The sequence below is a fragment of the Stenotrophomonas sp. GD04145 genome (genome assembly GCF_029835135.1).
Classification (GTDB): Bacteria; Pseudomonadota; Gammaproteobacteria; order Xanthomonadales; family Xanthomonadaceae; genus Stenotrophomonas; species Stenotrophomonas maltophilia_P.
Window position 1 is genome coordinate 18,337 of the sequence record NZ_JAODZG010000021.1, and the last position, 21,156, is coordinate 39,492.

At 68.2% G+C, this 21,156-nt stretch carries 16 protein-coding genes; 13 read left to right on the plus strand and 3 right to left on the minus strand.

What is annotated here, in order from left to right; genetic code table 11:
- Nucleotides 1-75: 75 nt before the first annotated feature.
- On the minus strand, nt 76-2,496 hold the full coding sequence (locus tag N7367_RS11995) for a penicillin-binding protein 1A (RefSeq protein ID WP_065181675.1): 2,421 nt from the start codon (nt 2,494-2,496) through the stop codon (nt 76-78).
- A gap of 219 nt (nt 2,497-2,715) precedes the next feature.
- On the opposite strand from N7367_RS11995, the gene N7367_RS12000 reads away from it, so the two are divergent.
- The 13 genes from N7367_RS12000 to tkt all read left to right on the plus strand — a co-directional run bounded on the left by N7367_RS12000 (nt 2,716) and on the right by tkt (nt 18,438).
- A complete protein-coding gene (locus tag N7367_RS12000) occupies nt 2,716-3,774 on the plus strand; it encodes a pilus assembly protein PilM (RefSeq protein WP_053518451.1) in 1,059 nt (352 codons plus the stop codon).
- A complete protein-coding gene (locus N7367_RS12005) occupies nt 3,774-4,604 on the plus strand; it encodes a PilN domain-containing protein (protein ID WP_279942459.1) in 831 nt (276 codons plus the stop codon). The genes N7367_RS12000 and N7367_RS12005 overlap by 1 nt, the downstream gene beginning before the upstream one ends.
- Nucleotides 4,601-5,257 (plus strand): type 4a pilus biogenesis protein PilO, encoded by a 657-nt coding sequence (gene pilO / locus N7367_RS12010; protein WP_053518455.1) that lies wholly within the window; start codon nt 4,601-4,603, stop codon nt 5,255-5,257. The genes N7367_RS12005 and pilO overlap by 4 nt, the downstream gene beginning before the upstream one ends.
- A complete protein-coding gene (locus N7367_RS12015; protein ID WP_053518457.1) occupies nt 5,257-5,790 on the plus strand; it encodes a pilus assembly protein PilP in 534 nt (177 codons plus the stop codon). The genes pilO and N7367_RS12015 overlap by 1 nt, the downstream gene beginning before the upstream one ends.
- Before the next feature lie 21 nt (nt 5,791-5,811).
- Nucleotides 5,812-7,782, plus strand: coding sequence for a type IV pilus secretin PilQ family protein (locus tag N7367_RS12020; protein ID WP_053518459.1), 1,971 nt, complete (start codon nt 5,812-5,814; stop codon nt 7,780-7,782).
- A gap of 172 nt (nt 7,783-7,954) precedes the next feature.
- Nucleotides 7,955-8,980 (plus strand): MoxR family ATPase, encoded by a 1,026-nt coding sequence (locus N7367_RS12025; protein ID WP_180875905.1) that lies wholly within the window; start codon nt 7,955-7,957, stop codon nt 8,978-8,980.
- Nucleotides 8,981-8,988: 8 nt separating this feature from the next.
- Nucleotides 8,989-9,918, plus strand: coding sequence for a DUF58 domain-containing protein (locus tag N7367_RS12030; RefSeq protein WP_279942460.1), 930 nt, complete (start codon nt 8,989-8,991; stop codon nt 9,916-9,918).
- Nucleotides 9,915-10,364: a DUF4381 family protein gene (locus N7367_RS12035; RefSeq protein WP_279942461.1), complete on the plus strand. Its 450-nt coding sequence runs from the start codon at nt 9,915-9,917 to the stop codon at nt 10,362-10,364. Before N7367_RS12030 ends, N7367_RS12035 begins: the two co-directional genes overlap by 4 nt.
- Nucleotides 10,361-11,365, plus strand: coding sequence for a VWA domain-containing protein (locus N7367_RS12040; RefSeq protein WP_053518465.1), 1,005 nt, complete (start codon nt 10,361-10,363; stop codon nt 11,363-11,365). The genes N7367_RS12035 and N7367_RS12040 overlap by 4 nt, the downstream gene beginning before the upstream one ends.
- Entirely contained in the window at nt 11,362-13,170 is a 1,809-nt protein-coding gene (locus N7367_RS12045) for a VWA domain-containing protein (RefSeq protein ID WP_279942462.1), read from the plus strand. Before N7367_RS12040 ends, N7367_RS12045 begins: the two co-directional genes overlap by 4 nt.
- On the plus strand, nt 13,167-14,861 hold the full coding sequence (locus N7367_RS12050) for a BatD family protein (protein WP_279942463.1): 1,695 nt from the start codon (nt 13,167-13,169) through the stop codon (nt 14,859-14,861). Before N7367_RS12045 ends, N7367_RS12050 begins: the two co-directional genes overlap by 4 nt.
- 57 nt (nt 14,862-14,918) lie before the next feature.
- Nucleotides 14,919-16,238 carry a dicarboxylate/amino acid:cation symporter gene (locus N7367_RS12055; RefSeq protein ID WP_128988489.1) on the plus strand — a complete coding sequence of 440 codons (1,320 nt, stop codon included), beginning with the start codon at nt 14,919-14,921 and terminating at the stop codon, nt 16,236-16,238.
- A gap of 202 nt (nt 16,239-16,440) precedes the next feature.
- Nucleotides 16,441-18,438, plus strand: a complete 1,998-nt coding sequence (gene tkt / locus N7367_RS12060; RefSeq protein WP_279942464.1) for a transketolase — start codon at nt 16,441-16,443, stop codon at nt 18,436-18,438.
- A gap of 118 nt (nt 18,439-18,556) precedes the next feature.
- Here tkt and N7367_RS12065 read toward each other — a convergent pair whose 3' ends face one another.
- Nucleotides 18,557-20,509 carry an acetyl-CoA hydrolase/transferase C-terminal domain-containing protein gene (locus N7367_RS12065; RefSeq protein ID WP_279942467.1) on the minus strand — a complete coding sequence of 651 codons (1,953 nt, stop codon included), beginning with the start codon at nt 20,507-20,509 and terminating at the stop codon, nt 18,557-18,559.
- A gap of 33 nt (nt 20,510-20,542) precedes the next feature.
- Nucleotides 20,543-21,100 carry a flavin reductase family protein gene (locus tag N7367_RS12070; RefSeq protein ID WP_053518474.1) on the minus strand — a complete coding sequence of 186 codons (558 nt, stop codon included), beginning with the start codon at nt 21,098-21,100 and terminating at the stop codon, nt 20,543-20,545.
- Nucleotides 21,101-21,156 lie beyond the last annotated feature (56 nt).

The following is a 21,156-nucleotide window of genomic DNA, read 5'->3' on the forward strand; positions in this document are numbered from 1 at the left end:
GCCGGGCCCACGCTCGGCTGGGCGGGCCGTCGAGCCGGGCATGCGCTGGCTCGACGGTGACGCCCGCGGCGCGCGTCAGAAGATATCGAACGCAGCCGCGTCGGCCTGCGGGGTATTGAGGTTGAGGTCGTAGTCCGTCAGGCGATCCATGTCCTCCACCTTGACCCACTCGGTCGCGCCGTTGAGCGTGGTCTGCACCATGCCGCTGGGCGGGTCGTTCTGCGCGATCGGCGTGTCCTTCAGCGCGGTGCGCATGTACTCGATCCAGATCGGCAGCGCGGCCTTGCCACCGTATTCGCGGTAACCCAGCGAACGGAAGTCATCGCGGCCCACCCACACGGTGGTCACATACGGGCCGCCGAAGCCGGAGAACCAGGCATCGCGGTGGTCGTTGGTGGAGCCGGTCTTGCCGCCCACGTCCTCGCGGCCGAGCACCTTGGCCTGGGTGCCGGTACCGCGCTGGACCACATCGCGCATCATCGACACCAGCTGGTAGGCGGTGCGTGCATCGATCGCGCGCGGCGCGGTGCGCGCATCCGGGTTGACCGGTGCGGCAGCGGTTTCCGTGGTGGCCTGCGCCTTGGCGGCGGCCGGGTCCGGCGTGGGGGCCGGGGCACCGAAGTTGAAGCCGTCCACGACCTGGCTGACCGGCTGGTCGCTGCTGCCGGCACAGTCGCGGCAGGCCAGCGCCGGGTTCTCCTTGAACACCAGGTTGCCGTCGCGATCGTTCACCTGGTCGATCAGCCAGGTGTCCACGCGCGAGCCGCCGTTGGCGAACACGGCATAGCCACGGGCCACCGACAGCGGGGTCAGCGAGGCGGTGCCGAGCGACATCGACAGGTTCGGCGGCAGCTCCGATTCGGCGAAGCCGAACTCGCTGATGTACTTGCGGGCGTAGTCCACGCCCATGCCGTCGAGCAGGCGTACCGAGACCAGGTTGCGCGACTGCACCAGGGCTTCGCGCAGGCGCATCGGGCCGCGGAAGCCACCGCCATCGTTCTGCGGTGCCCAGGTTTTGCCGCGGCGGTCGCGGAACACGACCGGGGCATCAAGCACGATCGAAGCCGGGTTGTAACCCTTGTCGAACGCTGCGGCATAGACGAACGGCTTGAAGCTCGAACCGGGCTGGCGACGGGCCTGGGTGGCGCGGTTGAACTTGTTGCCGGAGAAGCTGAAACCGCCGACCAGCGCCTTCAGCGCACCGCTGTGGGCATCCAGCGAGACCAGCGCGGACTGGCCGCGCGGGATCTGGTCCAACAGCCACTCGCCCTCCTTGTCGCCGGCGCGCACACGCACGATGTCGCCGCGCTGCACCAGCTTGCCGGGGGTCTTGTTGGTCCACCGGGCGGCACCGGCCGGCAGCACGATCTCGCTGCGGTTGGCCAGCACCACCGTGGCGCTGCCATCGGCACCGGCGCTGGCAACGATCGCCGGCAGCAGGCCGGCCTGCGCCGGGATGCCGCGCAGATGTTCGGCCAGAGCTGCGGCATCGTCGCCGGCCCCCAGCTGCACCTGCTTCTCCACGCCGTGCCAGCCGTGGCGGTGGTCATACAGCAGCAGGCCGTCACGCACCGACAGGTTGGCCGCGGTCTGCAGGGTCGAATCGATGGTGGTGGTGACGTGGTATCCCTTGTTGACCACATCGCCGCCGAAGCGCGCGATCATCTCCTGGCGCACCAGTTCGGCCACGTAGGGCGCCTCGACCTGCACCGGCGGCTCATGCGCGGTGGCATGCATCGGCACGGCCTTGGCCGCATCGGCCTCGGCCTGGCTGACGAACTTCAGATCGGCCATGCGCTGCAGCACATAGTTGTCGCGGCGCTGGCGGGCGCGTTCCGGGTTGGAGATCGGGTTGCCGGAGGAGGGGAACTTCGGGATGCCGGCCAGCGAGGCCATCTCATCCAGGTCCAGCTCGGCCAGCTTCTTGCCGTAGTAGAACTCCGCTGCCGCGGCCACACCGTAGGCACGGTTGCCGAAGAAGCTCTTGTTCAGGTACAGCTCGAAGATCTCGTCCTTGCTCAGCTCGGACTCGATCTTGCGGGCCAGCAGGATCTCGGCCAGCTTGCGGGTGTAGCTGTACTCGGAACTGAGGAAGAACTGGCGGGCCACCTGCTGGGTGATGGTGGACCCGCCGGGCACGCGCTTGTCGTTGGTGGTGGCCAGCAGCCACACCGCGCGGGCGATGCCCTTGTAGTCCACGCCGCCATGCTCATAGAAGCGGGCGTCCTCGGTGGCCAGGAAAGCCTGCTTCAGCTTCTCCGGCACGTCCTTCATGGTGACCGGGGTGCGCCGGGTCTCGCCGAACACCGCCATCAGCTTGCCGTCGGCGGCATAGACGTACATCGGCTCCTGCATCTCCACGTCGCGCAGGGTCTGCACGTCGGGGAGCTTGGAGGACACAGCGTAGTAGAGACCGCCCACAGCGGCCGCACCGATCAGCGCCAGGACCAGGACAATCAGGAAGATCCAGCGCAGCCAGCGGCGGAGTCGAGTCATCGGGTTCAGATTCCGATTGCGAATTTCGTGGTCGCAGAGTATAGATTACGCAAGGTGGCGGCTGGGGTCGGCACCGGGGAGCGCAAGGGGAAACGCCAGGGGCTGCATCGTGAACCTGTGAGGGAATTCACAGCAGGGCGGTTGCCATTTGCTAAGAATACGTTATTAATGCGCGGTCGCAGTTCTTGCGTCCAAGTGCCCGTCGGCAGGGGAGAAACCGTGGGGCTCATCCCAAAAAGTCAGTCGCCGCTTATTGGCGTCGACATCAGTTCGACTGCGGTAAAGCTGTTGCAGCTTTCCCGCAGTGGCAATCGTTTCCGTGTGGAACATTACGCCGTGGAACCACTGCCGCCGAATGCGGTCGTGGAGAAGAACATCGTCGAGGTGGAGGCCGTGGGTGAGGCCATCCGCCGGGCGTTGAACCGTTCCGGCAGCAAGGCGAAGCAGGCCGCCGCCGCCGTGGCCGGCTCGGCCGTGATCACCAAGGTGATCCCGATGCCGGCCGAGCTCGACGAGAACGACATGGAAGCGCAGATCGAGCTGGAAGCGGTCAACTACATTCCCTATCCGATCGAGGAAGTGAACCTGGACTTCGAGGTGATCGGGGTGATCCCGAACAACCCGGAGATGGTCCAGGTGCTGCTGGCCGCGTCGCGGTCCGAGAATGTGGAACTGCGCCAGTCGGCGCTGGAACTCGGCGGCCTGCAGGCCAAGGTGATGGACGTGGAGGCCTTCGCGGTCGAGAACGCCTTCGCCCTGGTTGCCAGTGAGCTACCGGTGTCCACCGACGGCGTGGTCGCGCTGGTCGACATCGGCGCCACGATGACCACCCTGAACGTCCTGCGCGGCGGGCGCAGCCTGTACAGCCGCGAACAGGTGTTCGGCGGCAAGCAGCTGACCGACGAGATCATGCGCCGCTACGGCCTGAGCTACGAGGAAGCCGGCCTGGCCAAGCGCCAGGGCGGGCTGCCGGAAAGCTACGAGATGGAAGTGCTGGAGCCGTTCAAGGAAGCCACGGTCCAGCAGATCAGCCGCCTGTTGCAGTTCTTCTACGCCGGCAGCGAATTCAATCGTGTCGATCACATCGTGCTGGCCGGAGGCTGCGCGGTTCTTGGGGGCCTGCCGGAAATGGTCGAGGAGCAGCTGGGTGTGCCGACCGTGGTCGCCAATCCGCTGGCGCAGATGACGCTGGGACCGAAGGTGAACGCGCATGCGCTGGCCCAGGATGCTCCCGCGCTGATGATCGCGACCGGTCTGGCGCTGAGGAGCTTCGACTGATGGCACGCATCAACCTGTTGCCCTGGCGCGCCGAACGGCGCAAGCAACGCCAGCGCGAGTTCTACGCAATGCTGGGCATGGCCGCCGTGGGTGGCCTGCTGCTGTCGCTGATGATCTGGTTCTACTACGACCGCCAGGTCAGCGGCCAGATGGACCGCAATGCCTACCTGCAGGCCGAGATCGACAAGGTCAAGGAGCAGAACAAGGAGATCGACCGCCTCGACGCGCAGAAGGAGCGGCTGCTGGCGCGCAAGAAGGTGATCGAGGAACTGCAGGCCAAGCGCTCGCAGATGGTCCACCTGTTCGACGCGCTGGTGCGCACCATTCCCGATGGCGTCGTACTGACCGCCCTGAAGCAGGAAGGCGACACCCTCACCCTGGAAGGCCGCACCCAGTCCAACGCCCGCGTTTCGGCGTACATGCGCAACCTGGAGACGTCCGGCTGGATGGCCAGCCCGGAGCTGTCGATCATCGAGGCGCGTGAGCCGGACAAGGACAAGGACGGTCGCCCGGGCCCGGTATCGGACATCAAGGCGCTGCCGTATGTGTTCGTGGTCAAGGTGAAGCTGCCGGCGCAGAGCGAGGAGGCCACCGCGCCGCCGGGCCTGAATGCCGATGGCACCGTGGCACCGACCGCAGCCGCCGAACCGGTCGCACCGCTGTCGGCCGCGCCCGAAGCCGCCGCGCCCGCCGCACCCGCCACGGCACCCGCCACCACGCCGCCCCCGGCAACGGCCCCGCCGGCCGCCGCGCCGGCCAAGCCGGAGGGCAGCCGCCTGGCGCAGCCGCCGCAGGCCTTCCACGCCCCGTTGCAGGGGGACCGCGCATGAGCCAGAAGATCGACCTCAAGAACCTGGATTTCAACGACATCGGCAACTGGCCGCAGAAGGCCAAGATCGTCTTCTGCGCGCTGCTGGCGCTGGTCATCATGTTCGTGGCGTGGATGCTGCTGATCAGTGGCAAGCGCGAGGAACTGGAGGGCCTGGAGCGGCAGGAGACCGAGCTGCGCACCGAGTTCACCAAGCAGCAGGAACGTGCGGTGAACCTGGCGCCGCTGAAGCAGCAGCTGGCACAGATGGAGCAGGTGCTGCAGCAGATGCTGCGGCAGCTGCCGAGCAAGACCGAAATGCCGGACCTGATCATCGACATCTCGCAGACCGCGTTGTCCAGCGGCCTGTCCAACGAGCTGTTCGAACCCGAGTCCGAGCAGATCAAGGAGTTCTACGCCGAGAAGCCGATCAAGCTGCGGATGGTGGGCAGCTACCACCAGTTCGGTGCGTTCGTCAGCGGCGTGGCTTCGTTGCCGCGGGTGGTCATCCTGACCATGCACGACATCAACCTCAAGCCCAAGGACAAGACCAGCGGCAACGTCCGCGCAGGTGCGCTGGAGCTGTCCGGCACGGTCAAGACCTACCGGTATCTGGACGAAGCCGAAGTGCAGGCGCAGCAGAGCGCTGACGCCGGCAAGGAGGGCGGGAAGTGATGCGCGCACAGATCGTACGCGGGTCGATGGTGCTGGCGGTCCTGCTGCTGGCCGGCTGTGGCCGCGGCGTGACCAGCACGCCGGGCGATGCACCGAACCTGGAGAAGTGGGTGGAGGGCGAGCGTGCGCGACCGGCGCAGCCGCTGGAGCCGCTGCCGGTGATGCAGCAGTTCGAGACCTTCGAATACTCCGCGCAGGGCATGCGCGATCCGTTCACCGATGCCTGGACCAATCCGCAGCAGGGGAACGGCGGATTGCGACCGGACCCGAACCGGCGCAAGGAGCCCCTGGAGGGCTTCCCGCTGGACGCACTGGACATGGTCGGCACCATCGGCACCGGCGGCAGCACCGTCGCGCTGGTGATGGGGCCGGACAAGGTCACCTACCGGGTCCGCCCGGGCGGCTACCTGGGGCAGAGCGACGGGCGGGTCACCGCGGTCTTCGAGGACCGCGTTGAACTGATCGAACTGGTGCCGGATGGCGCGGGTGGTTGGCTGGAACGGCCAGCGACGCTCGCGCTGGAAGATCAATGATCGTTTACTGGGGATAGCACGATGACCTTTCACCAAGCCAAGGGGCTGCGTCCCATCCGGCGCTCTACCTTGAACCGTGTCAGCGCGCTGGGAGTCGCGCTGATGCTGGCCTGCGCTCCGGCGCTGGCCGCCGCACCGGCGGAGAAACCGGCCAGCACCGCGGTGGCCCCTTCGGCCCCGGCGACAACTGGCCTGTCGGTGTCCAAGATCGATTTCAAGCGCGGCGACGACGGCGTCGGTCGCCTGATCCTGCAGTTCGACGGCCAGGGCGCGATTCCCGACCTGCGCACGCAGGGCAGCAACGTCGTGGTCGATGTGGGCAACGCGCGCCTGCCGGCCAACCTGCAGAAGCCGATGAACGTGGTCGACTTCGCCACGCCCGTGCAGCGCATCGATGCCAAGCCATCGGGCGCCGGGACCCAGCTGGTGCTGAGCACGGCGGGCACGGTGGAATCTCTGGCCTACCAGAGCGGCAACGAATACGTGGTCGAGATCAGTCCGCGACAGGCGCCCGCCGCCGTCGGTGCGGTCAACGCCGGTACGGTCACCCAGGCGGCGAAGGCCGTCGGCCAGCGTGGCTACTCGGGCAAGCCGGTCACCTTCAACTTCCAGGACGTGCCGGTGCGCACGGTGCTGCAGTTGATCGCCGAAGAATCCAACCTCAATGTCGTGGCGTCCGATTCGGTGCAGGGCAACGTGACCCTGCGCCTGGTCAACGTTCCGTGGGACCAGGCGCTGGACATCGTGCTGCGCGCGAAGGGCCTGGACAAGCGTCGCGATGGCAGCGTGATCTGGGTCGCGCCGCAGGCCGAGCTGGCCAAGTTCGAGCAGGAGAAGGAAGACGCCCGCATCGCCATCGAGAACCGCGAAGACCTGGTGACCGATTACGTGCAGATCAACTACCACAGCGCCACGCAGATCTTCAAAGCGCTGACCGAGGCCAAGGGCATCGGCGGCGGTGGCGGTGGTGGAAGTGGCGGTTCCTCGTCGCAGGAGGAAAGCGGGTTCCTGTCCACGCGCGGCCGCATCGTTGCCGACGAGCGCACCAACACGCTGATGATCAGCGACATCCCCAAGAAGATCGCACGCATGCGCGAACTGATCGGGGTGATCGATCGTCCAGTGGACCAGGTGCTGATCGAAAGCCGCATCGTGATCGCCACCGACACCTTTGCCCGCGAACTGGGTGCGAAGTTCGGCATCAGCGGCAGCCGCGACAATGTCTACTTCAGCGGCAGCCTCGACGCCAACGCCAAGACCCGCAAATCGCAGGTCGATACCGCGCTGGAGAACGCCAAGGCCGTGCGTGAGTGGCAGGCCGGTGGCAGTGTCGGTCCGGCACCCGTGCCGACCGGCTCGACCATCGAGCGTGGCCTGAACTGGAACCTGCCGGTGGCCCTGGCCAACAACCCGGGTTCGCTGGCGCTGTCGATCCTCAACGCGGGCTACCTGCTGGATGTCGAGTTGTCGGCCATGCAGGAGGAATCGCGTGGCGAAGTGATCTCCAATCCGCGCGTGGTCACCACCAACCAGCGCGAGGCGATGATCAAGCAGGGCAAGGAGATCGGCTACGTCACCATCAGCGGTACCGGTGCCGCCGGCGGCGCGGGTTCGACGCCGAACGTGCAGTTCAAGGAAGTCGTGCTGGAGCTGCGGGTGACCCCGACGATCACCAATGACAACCGCGTGTTCCTGAACATGCAGGTCAAGAAGGATGAAGTCGATCGCCTGATCGAACTGCAGGGCTACGGTACGGTGCCGTCGATCAACCGCCGCGAAGTCAATACCGCGGTGCTGGTCGAGGACGGCCAGACCGTGGTGATCGGCGGTGTGTACGAGTTCACCGATCGCAACAGCATCAGCAAGGTGCCGTTCCTGGGCGATGTGCCGTTCCTGGGCAATCTGTTCAAGAAGCGCGGTCGCAACAAGGACAAGGCCGAGCTGCTGGTGTTCGTGACGCCGAAGGTGCTGCGCGTGGCCAAGCAGAACTGAGCCACCGCCTGCAGCAGGTGCGAAACGGGGCCGCCATGTGCGGCCCCGTCTGCGTTGCGGCCATGCATCCACGCAGGGCGTGGACGCTGTTCAGCGTCTCTTGATGCCATCGCCGGGGCACCCTGCGATGATGTCGGGAACCCGTGCCGTCCTGTGCCGGTCAAAGGCCCTCATGAACCTGCCCCCGCCGATGCCCGAATCTGCAATGCCGGCTGCCACGCCGGCCACGTCCCGCCTGCACGCGGCGTTCAACACGTTGCGCGAGGCGCTGTCGGCCGAGATCGTCGGCCAGGCCGCCCTGGTCGAGCGCCTGCTGATCGCGCTGCTGGCCGATGGCCATCTGCTCGTGGAGGGCGCGCCCGGGTTGGCCAAGACCACCGCAATCCGCGCCCTGGCAGCGCGCCTGGAGGCCGATTTCGCGCGCGTGCAGTTCACCCCGGACCTGTTGCCTGCCGATCTGACCGGTACCGAGATCTGGCGCCCGCAGGAAGGCCGTTTCGAATTCGTGCCGGGCCCGATCTTCCATCCGATCCTGCTGGCCGATGAAATCAATCGTGCACCGGCCAAGGTGCAGTCGGCGCTGCTGGAAGCCATGGGCGAACGCCAGGTCACCGTGGGTCGCCACACCTATGCGTTGCCCTCGTTGTTCCTGGTGATGGCCACGCAGAACCCGATCGAGCAGGAGGGCACGTTCCCGTTGCCCGAAGCGCAGCTGGACCGCTTCCTGATGCATGTGCGCATCGGGTATCCGGACCAGACGGCTGAGGCGGAAATCCTGCGGCTGGCGCGCGAACGCGCGCGCGGCGCGCTGGGTGAAGCCCCGGCGGCGCCGGAGAAAATGCCGATGCAGGATGTCTTCCAGGCGCGTCGCCAGGTACTGGACCTGCACATGGCACCGGCCCTGGAACGCTACCTGGTGGAGCTGGTGCTGGCCTCCCGCGATCCGGCCCGCTACGACCCCGCGCTGGGCCGTCGCATCGCGTGGGGCGCAAGCCCGCGCGGTTCGATCGCGCTGGAGCGTTGCGCGCGTGCGCGCGCATGGTTGGCCGGCCGTGACTTCGTCACCCCTGATGATGTGCGTGCGGTGGCTGCGGACGTGCTGCGCCATCGCGTGCTGCCGAGCTACGAGGCGACCGCCGAAGGCTGGGATGGCGAACGGCTGGTGCAGGAACTGCTGGCCCGGGTGCCGGCACCCTGAGCCTGCGCATGACCGATACATCCCAGGAGCATGGTGTGTCCGCCAGCGAAGGCGATGGACTGCGCCCGCAGCTGGCCGAGCTGGTGGCGCTGCGCCGTCTGGCCCAGCGTCCGCCGCCGCCCCGTCGCGGCCGCGCCGGCAATGCGGGGCAGGCACCGTCGCCGCTGCGCGGGCGCGGCATGGAGTACGCGGAATCGCGCGAGTACGTCGCCGGTGACGATGCCCGTCATATCGACTGGCGCGTGACCGCGCGCACCGGTCGTGCCCATACCAAGCTGTTCCAGGCCGAACGCGAACGGGTCAGTCTGATCGTGGCCGATACCTCGCCTGCGCTGTATTTCGGCACCCGCGTGCGCTTCAAGTCGGTGCAGGCCGCGCGTGCCGGTGCAGTCGCCGCCTGGTCGGCGCAGCGCCGCGGCGACCGGATCGGCGCGCTGCGCGGCAGTGACCGCGAAGCGCCGGTGGCGCCGGCCGGTGGACCACGTGGCGTGCTGCGTGTGCTCGACGCGCTGACGCGCTGGTATGCGCAACCTCCGGCCGATGATCTGGGTCTGGAGCGCGCGCTGGACCACGCGGCGCGCGTACTGCGTCCGGGTGCACGGCTGCTGGTGCTGGCCGACCCGCAGCAGGCCATCCGCATTGCGTCGGCGCGATGGGGAGCGCTGGCCCAGCATCACGACCTCAGCCTGGTGCTGCTGGTCGATCCGCTGGAGCTGCAGCCGCCGTCGGCGCCCCTGCAGTTCCTTGCCGCCCAGCAGCGCATCGGACTGGACCTGCGCCGCAGCGACGTGCAGGCGCAGTGGCATGCGCATTTCGTTGAACCGCTGCAGGAACTGCAGCGCCAGCTGGGGGCACGCCGCATCGATGTGCAGGTACTGAGCAGTGACGCGGCCAGCGATGCCTGGCTGGCGCCGGCGCCTACCGAGGTACCCGCATGAGCGCAGCCCTGCCCCTGCGCGATGTGCAGCTGCCACCGGCACCGTCGTGGTGGCCACCGGCCCCCGGCTATCTGATGATCGGGGCGGTTCTGCTGCTGGCGCTGCTGATCCTCGCCCTGCTGTGGTGGCGTCGCCGTCGGCGTCAGCAGCGCTGGTTGCAGGCGTTTGATCGCGAGCTGGCGGGCGCGACCGATGCCGCCGCCGAGGTGGCGGCCATTGCGGGCCTGCTGCGCCGGGCCGCGCGTCAGGCACGGCCGGGCAGCGAAGCGTTGCATGACCACGCCTGGTGGCAGCGGGTGGATCCGCAGGCGACGTTGCCGGCGGCGCAGCGCGATCTGCTTGCCGAGGGCGCGTACCGGCCGCAGGTGGATGCGGCCGATGTCGCAGTGCTGCGCCGCTGGGCACGCGGACGTTACCTGGCGATGCTGCAGGAGTGGCGCCGATGAGTGCGCTGGCGAGTTACTGGCCCTGGCCGGACCTGCAGCTGGCCTGGCCATTGGCGTTGTTGGCGGTGCCGTTGCCGTTGCTGATGCTGGCCTGGAAGCGCCGTGCCGCCCCCGGCGCTGCGCTGCGCGTGCCCTATGCCGCGACCGAACTGGAGGCCCTGGCCGGAGCAGGCCGTATCGATGCGCGCAGGTGGCGCGCGCTGCTGCTGTGGCTGGGCTGGATCGCGCTGTGCGTGGCGCTGGCGCGGCCGCAGCAGTTGGGCGAGGCGATCACACCGCCGCAGCAGGGGCGCCAGATGATGCTGGCGATGGACGTGTCCGGCAGCATGGGCGAGGCCGACATGGTGCTCGGCGGCCAGGCCGTCGATCGGCTGACCGCCGCCAAGGCCGTGCTGGCCGACTTTCTTGACCGTCGTGCAGGCGATCGCATCGGCCTGCTGATCTTTGGTGATCGGGCCTATACGCTGACCCCGCTCACTGCCGACCTGGCCAGCGTCCGCGACCAGCTGCGCGACAGCGTGGTCGGCCTGGCCGGGCGCGAGACCGCCATCGGCGATGCCATCGGCCTTGCAGTCAAGCGCCTGCGCAGCCAGCCCGAGGGCCAGCGTGTGCTGATCCTGCTCACCGATGGCGTCAGCAATGCAGGCGTGCTGGAACCGCTGCGTGCGGCGGAGGTAGCGCGAGCCGAGGGCGTGCGCATCCACACCGTCGCCTTTGGCGGTGATGGCAGCATGCGCTTTCTCGGAATTCCGATTTCCGCGGACCAGGACCCGGTGGATGAGGCGACGCTCAGGCAGATCGCCCGGATGACCGGCGGCCAGTTCTTCCGTGCCCGCGACACTGCCGAGCTTGCAGGCATCTATGCCGAGCTGGACCGGCTGGAGCCCATCGCGGAGAAGGGACCGGCCCTGCGCCCGCGCGATGAGCGTTATCCCTGGCCGCTGGGCGTGGCGCTGCTGCTCGGTGCGCTTGCGTGGGCATGGCCGGAGCGTCGTCGATGATCGCCCTGGCATCCCATCTGCCGGACTGGAGCGCGCTGCATTTCCTGCGGCCTGACTGGCTGTGGGCGTTGGCCGCGCTGCCGTTGATCGTGGCCGTAGCGGTGTATCGACAGCGCCGCAGCGATGCATGGCGGCAGGCGGTCGATGCCCATCTGCTGCCCCATCTGCTGGCGTCGGGGCCGCGCCGTCGCATGCGCCTGCCGTGGGCGCAACTGCTGGGCTGGACGCTGGCGTGCCTGGCCCTGGCCGGGCCCAGCTGGCGACAGCAGGCGCAGCCGATGTTCCAGGCCAGCGCACCGTTGCTGGTGGTGCTGGACCTGTCCAGCCGGATCACCGCCACCGACCTGCCGCCGTCGCGCCTGCTGCAGGCGCGGGCCAAGATCGGCACCTTGCTGCGCGCCCGCGAGGGCGGCCAGGTTGGGCTGATCGTCTATGCGGACGATGCCTATACCGTCGCTCCGTTGACCGAGGATGCCGGCAATGTCGCGCTCTATCTGGACGCGCTGTCGCCGGATGTCATGCCGCGCGACGGCCAGCGTGCCGATCGTGGCATCGACTGGGCGACACGGCTGATGCGGCAGACCGGCGCGCCCCAAGGGCAGATCCTGGTGGTCACCGACCAGGCTGACGATGAGGCCGAACTCGCTGCTTCGCAGGCCCGCAGCCTGGGGCTGCAGGTGTCGGTGCTGGGTCTGGGAACTCCGGGCGGTGCCGCGTACCGCGACAGCAGCGGCCAGATCCGCCAGGCCGCGCTGGACGAAGGCCGCCTGCGCGCCGTGGCGACGGCCGGCGGCGGCCGCTATGTGCGGATCGCCGCCGATGACCGCGACCTGCGCGCGCTGGGTGTGCTCGATGCCCGTGAGGGCACAGCGCTGCAGCGGCCGGGTACCGGTCACCAATGGCGCGACGAAGGCTTCTGGTTGCTGCCGCCGTTGATGCTGCTTGCGTTGCTGGCGTTCCGACGGCGTGCGCTGCTGGCTGCCGTGCTGGCGGTCGGCCTGTTGCCGTGGACGGACGGCGCGCAGGCGCAGGCGCAGGCACAGACGCGGCCGGTGCAGGGCACGCTGTGGAAGCGGGCGGACCAGGTGCAGCATCAGCGTCTGGCCGAAGGCGTACAGGCCTACCGCCAGGGTGACTTCGCACGTGCCCGGCAGCAGTTCGAAGGGCTCGACACCGCGGCCGGCTGGTACAACCTCGGCAATGTGCTGGCCCGCCAGGGCCAGTACGACGATGCCATAGCGGCCTACGATCGCGCACTGGCCCTGCACCCGGGCATGGCCGACGCGGTGGCCAACCGGGCTGTTGTGGATGCTGCACGCAAGCGCAAGCCGCCGGGTGGCCAGCGGCAGAACCCGGGACAGCAGAATCCGCCCCGGAAGCCGTCCTCGACGCCGCAGGATCAGCAGGGCCAGCCACAGCAGGGCCAGCCGTCGGGGCAGGGACAGCCGCAGGCGCCCTCGCAGCGCCCCCCGCCCTCAGACTCCGGCGCCCAGCCGCAACCGCGGCCCGGCGAGCGTGGTGATCAGGGACCGCCGTCACCGCCCCAGGCCGAGGACGCCCATGCGCAGGCCGAGGCCGACGCGCAGCAGCGACAGCGCATGCAGCAGGCCATCGAACAGGGGCGCGAGGGCCGGGAGGGCAAGGATGATCCGGCCGTTGCGGGCGACGACGGTCGCACGCCGCGCCAGCGCGAGGAACAACAGGCGGTGGAGGCCTGGATGCGGCGCGTGCCGGATGATCCCGGAGCGTTGCTGCGGGCCAAGTTCCAGCTGGAAAACGAGCGCAGGAAGAGGGAAGGGCGATGAACATGCACGGCCTACGCCGGTGTGCGGCAATGCTGCTGCTGTGGCTGCCATTGATGGCCTGGGCACAGCCGCGGGCATGGCTGGACCGCGATCGCATCGCGATGGGCGATACGGTCACCCTCAACGTGCAGAGTGATGCCGGTGCGCCCGACTTCGCGCCGCTGCGCGGTGACTTCGATCTCAGTGGGCAGACCAGCAGCCGCCAGGTGGAGTGGAGCAACGGCAGCATGCAGCAACGCAGTCTGTATGGCGTGGCACTGACGCCGCGACGCAGTGGCACGCTGACGATCCCGGCCCTGCAGGTGGGCACTGCGCAGACCGCACCGCTGACGTTGCAGGTGGATGCCGCCGCCCCGGTCACCGCTGCCAACGGTGCGGCCATGGCGTTCATCCAGACCGATGTCGACGATGACACGCCCTATGTGCAGCAGAGCGTTGGCGTGGTCGTGCGCCTGTTCTTCGCCTCGCAGCTGGCCTCCGGCGAGCTCATCGTGGATACGCCCGCCGGTGCCTCGCTGCAGCGGGTGGGCGACGACCGCACCGACGTGAGGCAGGTCAATGGACGCCGCTACAACGTGGTCGAGCGCCGCTTCCTGCTGATTCCCGAGCGCAGCGGGACACTGCGCCTGGCCGGCGCGCGCTTCAACGGCCGCAGCGCGGGCGGCTTCTTCGATGACTTTTTCGGAGGGGGCGATGGCCGCATGAACGCCACCGGCGCCGACCGCACGCTGCAGGTGCAGGCACAGCCGCTGCAGGCGCCGCAGCCGTGGCTGCCGTTGCAGGGCCTGCAGTTGCGCTATACCAGCGCGCCGAGTACTGCGCGTACCGGCGAGGCGGCCACCATCGTGGTCGAAGCGATCGCCGAAGGTGCCACCCGTGCCCAGTTCACCGACCTTCCGGTTCCGGACCTCGGCACGGCGGCGCAGGTGTTCGCCGAACCGGCACAGTACGAAGAGACCTTCAACGGCAGCACCCCGCGGTTGAAGATCACCCGTCGTTACTCCGTCGTGCCCCGCGAGCCGGGTCCGCTGCAGGTGCCGGGGCCGAGGGTGTCATGGTGGAACGTGCGCGACGGCAGCGCGCAGCAGGCACGACTGCCGGACCTGGCACTGACGGTCAGCGCCGGTACGGGCACTGCCGCGCCCGCCCCGCCGCCGCCGATCGACACCGATGCAGCGCTGCCCGACGACGACACGCGCATTGCGGCCACCGATCCGATCGCCTCGGGGACGCCGAGCCAGCCCTGGCCCTGGATTGCCGCGGTGATCGGCCTGGCGCTGCTGTGGCTGCTGACCCTGCTGTGGGGCTGGCAGCGCGGACGCGGCGGGCCGTCCATGCGCGGTGCCACTCGCCCGCCGGGGCCGCCGTCCGGGCCGGAAGCCAGCGAAGGACGCGGCAGCGTCGCCGAACTGCGCCGGGTGCTGGACGGCGAGGGCTTCGACCAGGTCGAAGCGCAGCTGTGCGCGATGGCAGGTGTACCGCGGCTGGAGCAGGTCATCGCCAGGCTGGGTGATCCGATCCAGCGCCGAGTGCTGCAGGACCTCCAGCAGGTGCGATGGGGCGGGCAGGGAGAGCCGGCACCGCTGCGTGTGCGGTTGCGCGAGGCCTTCCGTGACGGACCACACTGGTCGGGGACCGCCCGCGGCACCGACACTGGGCTGGCGCCGCTGTATCCGCAGCGCCGAACCTGAACCGGCGCCGCTTGCGCGCTTTGTTAGAGTGCATTCATTTTTCGAGGAAACCTGCGTATGACAGCAGCTGCCGCCGGCAAGAAGACGTTGCCCCTGCACTGGAAGATGGGCATCGGCTTCGCGATCGGCCTGATCCTGGGACTGACCGTGCACGCCCTGGGTGGCAGCGTCGATGGTCTGCAGAGCGGTGCCAAGTGGGTCATGGACTACATCACCACGCCTGCATCGGGACTGTTCCTCAATCTGATCTTCATGCTGATCGTGCCGTTGATCTTCTCGGCGCTGATCATGGGCGTGTCGGAGATGGGCGACATCCGCGCCCTCGGCCGCATCGGCTGGAAGACGCTGGCCTATACCGTGCTGCTGTCCGGCATCGCCGTGGCCATCGGCCTGGTGCTGGTCAACCTGCTCAAGCCCGGCGTCGGCGTCGATCCGCAGACCGCCGCGCTGATGCTCTCGGAGAACGCCGAACGCAGCAAGGAGATCGTCGCCGGCATCCATGGCACGCCGAAGGGCATGGACATGCTGCTGTCGATCGTGCCGAGCAACGTGCTGCAGGCGGCCTCCGACAACGGCGCCATCCTCTCGCTGATGTTCTTCGCGCTGATGTTCGGCATCGGCATGGTGCTGACCGATGACGAGAAGGTCGCCCCGCTGCGCCGCGCCATCGAAGGCGTGTTCGAAATCTCGATGACCCTGATCAACCTGGTCATCCGCCTGGCACCGTATGCGGTGGCCTGCTTCATGTTCAACCTGGCCGCGCTGTTCGGTTTCGAGCTGATCATCCGCCTGGGCGCCTACGTGGGCGTGGTGGTGCTGGCACTGGGCCTGCACATGGTGGTGACCTACGGCGCCGCCGTGTGGCTGTCGGGCCGTTCGCCGCTGTCGTTCTTCCGCGATACCCAGGAAGCGACGGTGATGGCCTTCTCCACCGCCTCCAGCAACGCCACCCTGCCGACCGCGCTGCGCGTGGCCGACCAGATGGGCCTGCCGCAGCGCGTGTCCCGCTTCGTGCTGACCGTGGGCGCCACCGCCAACCAGAACGGCACCGCGCTGTTCGAGGGCGTGACGGTGATCTTCCTGGCCCAGTTCTTCGGCGTGGACCTGAGCATCGGCCAGCAGATCATGGTGATGGCGGTGTGCATCCTGGGGGGCATCGGTACCGCGGGCGTGCCGTCGGGTTCGCTGCCGGTGGTGGCGATGATCTGCGCCATGGTGGGGGTCAACCCGCTGGGGATCGGCCTGATCCTGGGCGTGAACCATTTCCTGGACATGTGCCGCACGGCGCTGAACGTGACCGGCGATCTGGCGCTGACCACCCTGGTGGCCAAGGGCGAGGGCCACGACGGCCCGGCGCTGGTTCCCGACCGCGACTGAGTCCTGGCGACCTGATCGGGGTCGGATTCCTTTCCGCACGGAAAGGGCTCCGACCCCTTTTCACATGCGGAATCCGGCGGAGATCACGACGTTGCCGGCCAGCGCCCGCACGACCGGGCAAGTGGAACTGACCCCCACCCGGTGACTATGGGACAATAGGCCGCCCGCACGTCCGCGGCCGCCTCCCGATTCCGACAGAACCATGACGCAGCCTACCCGTCGCCAGTTGGCCAACGCCATCCGCTTCCTTGCCGCCGATGCGGTTGAAACCGCAAAGTCCGGCCACCCCGGCATGCCCATGGGCATGGCCGACATCGCCGAAGTGCTCTGGAACGACTACCTTCGCCACAACCCGAGCAATCCGTACTGGTTCAACCGCGACCGTTTCGTGCTGTCCAACGGCCACGGCTCGATGCTGCAGTACGCGCTGCTGCACCTGAGCGGTTACGACCTGCCGATCGAGCAGCTCAAGCTGTTCCGCCAGCTTGGCAGCCACACCGCCGGTCACCCGGAGCGCCATGAAACCCCCGGCGTGGAAACCACCACCGGCCCGCTGGGCCAGGGTTTCGCCAATGCCGTGGGCTTCGCCCTGGCCGAGAAGCTGCTGGCGCAGCGCTTCAACCGTCCGGAACTGGAAGTCGTCGACCATCGCACCTGGGTGTTCATGGGCGATGGCTGCCTGATGGAAGGCGTCTCGCATGAAGCCGCTTCGCTGGCCGGCACCTGGGGCCTGCACAAGCTGGTCTGCTTCTGGGACAACAACCACATCTCCATCGATGGCAACGTCGAAGGCTGGTTCACCGACAACACGCCGGAGCGTTTCGAGGCCTATGGCTGGAACGTGGTCCGCGATGTCGATGGTCACGACCCGGAGAGCATCAAGGCCGGCATCGAGGCCGCGCTGTCGCAGAGCGACAAGCCGACCCTGATCTGCTGCCGCACCACGATCGGCTTTGGTTCGCCGAACAAGGCCGGCAAGGAATCCAGCCACGGTGCTCCGCTGGGCAAGGACGAGCTGGAAGCCACCCGCAAGCAGCTGGGCTGGGAGTACGGCCCGTTTGAAATCCCGCAGGCCATCTACGATGGCTGGCGCGCCAACGGTGCCGGCACCCTGCGCCAGGCCGAATGGGAACAGCTGTTCGACAAGTATGCGGCCCAGTATCCGGCCGAAGCCGCTGAACTGACCCGTCGTTCGCACGGCGAACTGCCGGCCGACTTCGTTGCCCAGGCCGACGCGTACATCGCCAAGGTCGCGGCTGAAGGCCCGACGATCGCCTCGCGCAAGGCCTCGCAGCTGGCCATCGAGGCCTTCGCGCCGCTGCTGCCGGAAATCGTCGGCGGCTCGGCCGACCTGGCGCACTCCAACCTGACCCTGTGGAAGGGCAGCACCTCGGTCGCCAGCGACGACGCCAACGCCAACTACGTGTACTACGGCGTGCGCGAGTTCGGCATGACCGCGATCGCCAACGGCCTGGCGCTGCATGGCGGCTTCATTCCGTTCGATGCCACCTTCCTGGTGTTCAGCGATTACGCCCGCAACGGCGTTCGCATGAGCGCGCTGATCCCGGCCCATGCCATCCACGTCTACACCCACGATTCGATCGGCCTGGGCGAAGACGGTCCGACCCACCAGCCGGTGGAGCATCTGGCCTCGCTGCGCTACATCCCGAACAACGACGTGTGGCGCCCGTGCGATGCCGTCGAGTCGGCGGTGAGCTGGAAGGCGGCGATCACCCGCCAGGACGGCCCGAGCTGCCTGGTGTTCAGCCGTCAGAACCTGCCGCACCAGCCACGGAGCGCCGAGCAGATCGCGCAGATCGAGCGTGGCGGCTACGTGCTGGCCGACGCCGCCGGTACCCCGGACGTGATCCTGATCGCCACCGGTTCGGAAGTCTCGCTGGCCACGGAAGCGAAAGCCCAGCTGGACGCGGCCGGCCTCAAGACCCGCGTGGTCTCGATGCCGTCCACCGATGTGTTCCTGCGCCAGGATGCGGCATATCGTGAATCGGTGCTGCCGAACGCCGTGCGCAAGCGCGTGGCGGTGGAAGCCGGCGTCACTGGTTTCTGGCGCCAGTTCGTCGGCCTGGACGGTGCGGTGATCGGTATCGACACCTTCGGTGCCTCGGCCCCGGCCGATGCGCTGTACAAGCACTTCGGCATCACCGCCGCGCACGTGGTGGACGCCGCCAAGGCGCTGTAAGCAGCATCGCGATGTGATGCAGGGAAGGCCGGCGCAAGCCGGCCTTTCCTTTTGGGCTGGCGCCGGGCCATGCCCGGCGGATCGGCTGCTCGCCGGGCATGGCCCGGCGCTACCGGCTTCAGGCCGTGCGTGCCAGCGCCAGCCGCAGCAGGCGCGCGTCCAGCCGCTCGTGGAAGTCCTTCGGTGACTGCAGGCCCATGCGCTGCAGGTACACCGCATCGCCATCGCCGGCCGGTTGCCGCAGCGCTGCCCAGACGGTACGCAGCTTGTCGCCGCGGGTCTGCGTGTTGGCCTTCAACCAGCCCAGCGCCTTGACCAGTACCTGCTCGATCTCATTGAAGTCGCTGCCCAGCGGGTAGTCGGGCAGGGTGCCGTCGGAGCGGAAGGGGGCCAGCGCTGCGGCCAGGGCCTGCGGTGTATTGCGCTGCAGCCGCTGCGGATCGGGCTGCGTCGTGGCCAGCAGCTTGCGCGCGGCCTGTGCCTGCTGCAGCAGGCCCTGCTGGAACGGCGCCTCGGTGATCGCCGCCATCGCCTGCACGCAGTCCTCGTCGGTCAACCCGCGCAGGTCGGCGATGCCGTACTCGTCCAGGTAGATATCACGCAGATGGCGGGGAATGGTGGTGTGGCCATAGTTCCAGCGCACGTTCGATTCGCGATGGCCCTTGTCATCGCGCGCGGCGCGGAACATCAGCACGCTGCGTGCTTCCGGCAGGGCATGGGCCATCGCCACGAAGTTGTACTGGCCGCCGACGCCGGACACCACGCGGCCATCGTCCAGGGCATCGGAGACCGCCGCACCCAGCGCAGTGGCCATCATGCAGGAGTTGAAGAAGCGTGCATGGCGGCGCTGCAGGCGCTCCAGCGTCTCGTTGCCGCCGTAAAGCTGGTTGATCTCACTGATGCGGCGCATGCCGATGGCGCGACGTTCATCCGCCGGCAACTCGCGCAGCCACTGGTAGAACTCCGGCGAGCCCAGGTAGAACGCGCCATGCAGGTATTCGCCTTCGGCGGCCAGCGTGGCATGGTCGATGGACAGCGTGCTGCCGTTCTCGATGCGCTGCATCAGCGCCAGGTCGTCATGCACCTTGCGCTTGATCACGCCGGTCTGGACCAGCCGCCGGAAGCCCTCGTTGAGCATCTCGCTGCAGCCGTACAGGCCGATCTCGAACGGCTCCAGGCCGCCGATTTCCTGTACCAGCGGATGTCGCGCAAGCTGCGGGTCCAGCGCGTGCAGCACGCGCCGGTAGCGCGCGTTGTCGGTATGCCGCAGCACCAGTGCATGGCTGAGTGCATCGGCCAGCGTGCCGATGCCGATCTGCAGCGTGCCGCCATCGCGCACCAGGGTGCTGGCATACAGGCCGATCGCATAGTCGGCGTCGGCGACCGGCTGCCGCGGCAGGCCGAACAGCGCCGGATACGGCGGCGGCGGGGTGATGACCAGGTCGAAGAAGGACACATCGACCGTGGCGGTGCCGCCCAGATAAGGCAGCTGCGGATCGATCTCGGCCACCATCAGCGGACGCGGCAGGCTGCGTGCGGCGATTGCATCGAGCGTGTCCTGGGTGATGTCGTTGTTGCAGGACAACGAGAGGCGGCGATCGTCCGGGCGCATCGCCACCTTCTGCACGATCACCTGCGGCGCGCGCTGGGCCACTGCATCAGCGGCATGGGTGTAGTTGAGGCTGGTGTAGCTGGACTGCGCCTGCCGGGAACCGAGCAGGGCGCCGGACTGCATGTAGAACTCCTCCACCTGCACATGGGCGGGCAGTGCGTCACGGGCGATCGCGTCGGCATAGGCCAGGCGGGGGAAATCCTCCCCGAAATGGCGCTGCGCGAAGGGGCCCAGGAAGCGGGCCTCCAGGCCGCTGCCCCGCACCTTCGGCGGATTCAACGACAGGGCAGTGTAGAGCTGGAGGGGGTGCGAGGGATCGTTCTCGACCCGTGCATACAGTGCATTGAGCAACCGGTGTGGCTTGCCCAGCGCCAGCGGTGCTCCGATCCGCAGCGGCCCTTCCACGCGCGCGAACAGCCAATCGACGGCGGCGTCCAGGTCGGTGAGGTGTTCGGTCATCCGGGGCAATCCTGCGTAAGGGGAGTTCCGGCATTACAGCATGTCGGGCTTGAACCGCCGTCGACGCGAGACTTCCGCACCGGCCACCATGAAGCGGCCATCGCCACGGTAGTGCACGGTGCGCGGCAGTTTCGGCCGTGGCGCGACGTGGGCACGCACGATCTCCCAGATGAAAAGGTTGCTGGTCTCGATCTGGCTGTCGTCGTACAGGCGGCACTCGAAGCACGAATGGCACTGGCCGACCAGCGGCGCGCCGACCTCGCGGGCGGGCAGGGCATCCAGGCCGAAGTGCGCGAACTTGTCGACCTCCCGCCCGCTGCAGTTGCCGATGTCCACTACGGTATCGAGCAGCTCCACGCCCGGCACATTGATCACGCATTCGCCGCTGCCCCGCGCCAGCGCGAAGCTGTGGTTCTCGTTCCACAGATAGGTCGCCACCAGTGATGGCGAGAAGCCCATCACCATGTGCCAGCCCATCGTCATCAGGTTGCGCTGGCCGCGCCATGCGGTGCTGACCAGCACGATCGGGCCGGGTTCGAGGAAGCGGCGGGCCTGTTCGACGGGGAAATCCTTCTTGGGCAGCGGTTTCATGCGCACTCCGGGGCCGGGACGGCCGATGCTGGGCCAGGGCGCATGAAGTGCAGGTC

What these genes read in the sequence shown, in the direction of transcription:
- N7367_RS12020 (WP_053518459.1), top strand. Translation starts at nt 5,812, where the DNA reads ATGACCTTTCACCAAGCCAAGGGGCTGCGTCCCATCCGGCGCTCTACC.
- N7367_RS12055 (WP_128988489.1), top strand. Translation starts at nt 14,919, where the DNA reads ATGACAGCAGCTGCCGCCGGCAAGAAGACGTTGCCCCTGCACTGGAAG.
- N7367_RS12035 (WP_279942461.1), top strand. Translation starts at nt 9,915, where the DNA reads ATGAGCGCAGCCCTGCCCCTGCGCGATGTGCAGCTGCCACCGGCACCG.
- N7367_RS12050 (WP_279942463.1), top strand. Translation starts at nt 13,167, where the DNA reads ATGAACATGCACGGCCTACGCCGGTGTGCGGCAATGCTGCTGCTGTGG.
- N7367_RS12040 (WP_053518465.1), top strand. Translation starts at nt 10,361, where the DNA reads ATGAGTGCGCTGGCGAGTTACTGGCCCTGGCCGGACCTGCAGCTGGCC.
- N7367_RS12015 (WP_053518457.1), top strand. Translation starts at nt 5,257, where the DNA reads ATGCGCGCACAGATCGTACGCGGGTCGATGGTGCTGGCGGTCCTGCTG.
- N7367_RS12030 (WP_279942460.1), top strand. Translation starts at nt 8,989, where the DNA reads ATGACCGATACATCCCAGGAGCATGGTGTGTCCGCCAGCGAAGGCGAT.
- N7367_RS12065 (WP_279942467.1), bottom strand. Translation starts at nt 20,509, where the DNA reads ATGACCGAACACCTCACCGACCTGGACGCCGCCGTCGATTGGCTGTTC.
- N7367_RS12005 (WP_279942459.1), top strand. Translation starts at nt 3,774, where the DNA reads ATGGCACGCATCAACCTGTTGCCCTGGCGCGCCGAACGGCGCAAGCAA.
- N7367_RS12025 (WP_180875905.1), top strand. Translation starts at nt 7,955, where the DNA reads ATGAACCTGCCCCCGCCGATGCCCGAATCTGCAATGCCGGCTGCCACG.
- N7367_RS12045 (WP_279942462.1), top strand. Translation starts at nt 11,362, where the DNA reads ATGATCGCCCTGGCATCCCATCTGCCGGACTGGAGCGCGCTGCATTTC.
- tkt (WP_279942464.1), top strand. Translation starts at nt 16,441, where the DNA reads ATGACGCAGCCTACCCGTCGCCAGTTGGCCAACGCCATCCGCTTCCTT.
- N7367_RS12070 (WP_053518474.1), bottom strand. Translation starts at nt 21,100, where the DNA reads ATGAAACCGCTGCCCAAGAAGGATTTCCCCGTCGAACAGGCCCGCCGC.
- pilO (WP_053518455.1), top strand. Translation starts at nt 4,601, where the DNA reads ATGAGCCAGAAGATCGACCTCAAGAACCTGGATTTCAACGACATCGGC.
- N7367_RS11995 (WP_065181675.1), bottom strand. Translation starts at nt 2,496, where the DNA reads ATGACTCGACTCCGCCGCTGGCTGCGCTGGATCTTCCTGATTGTCCTG.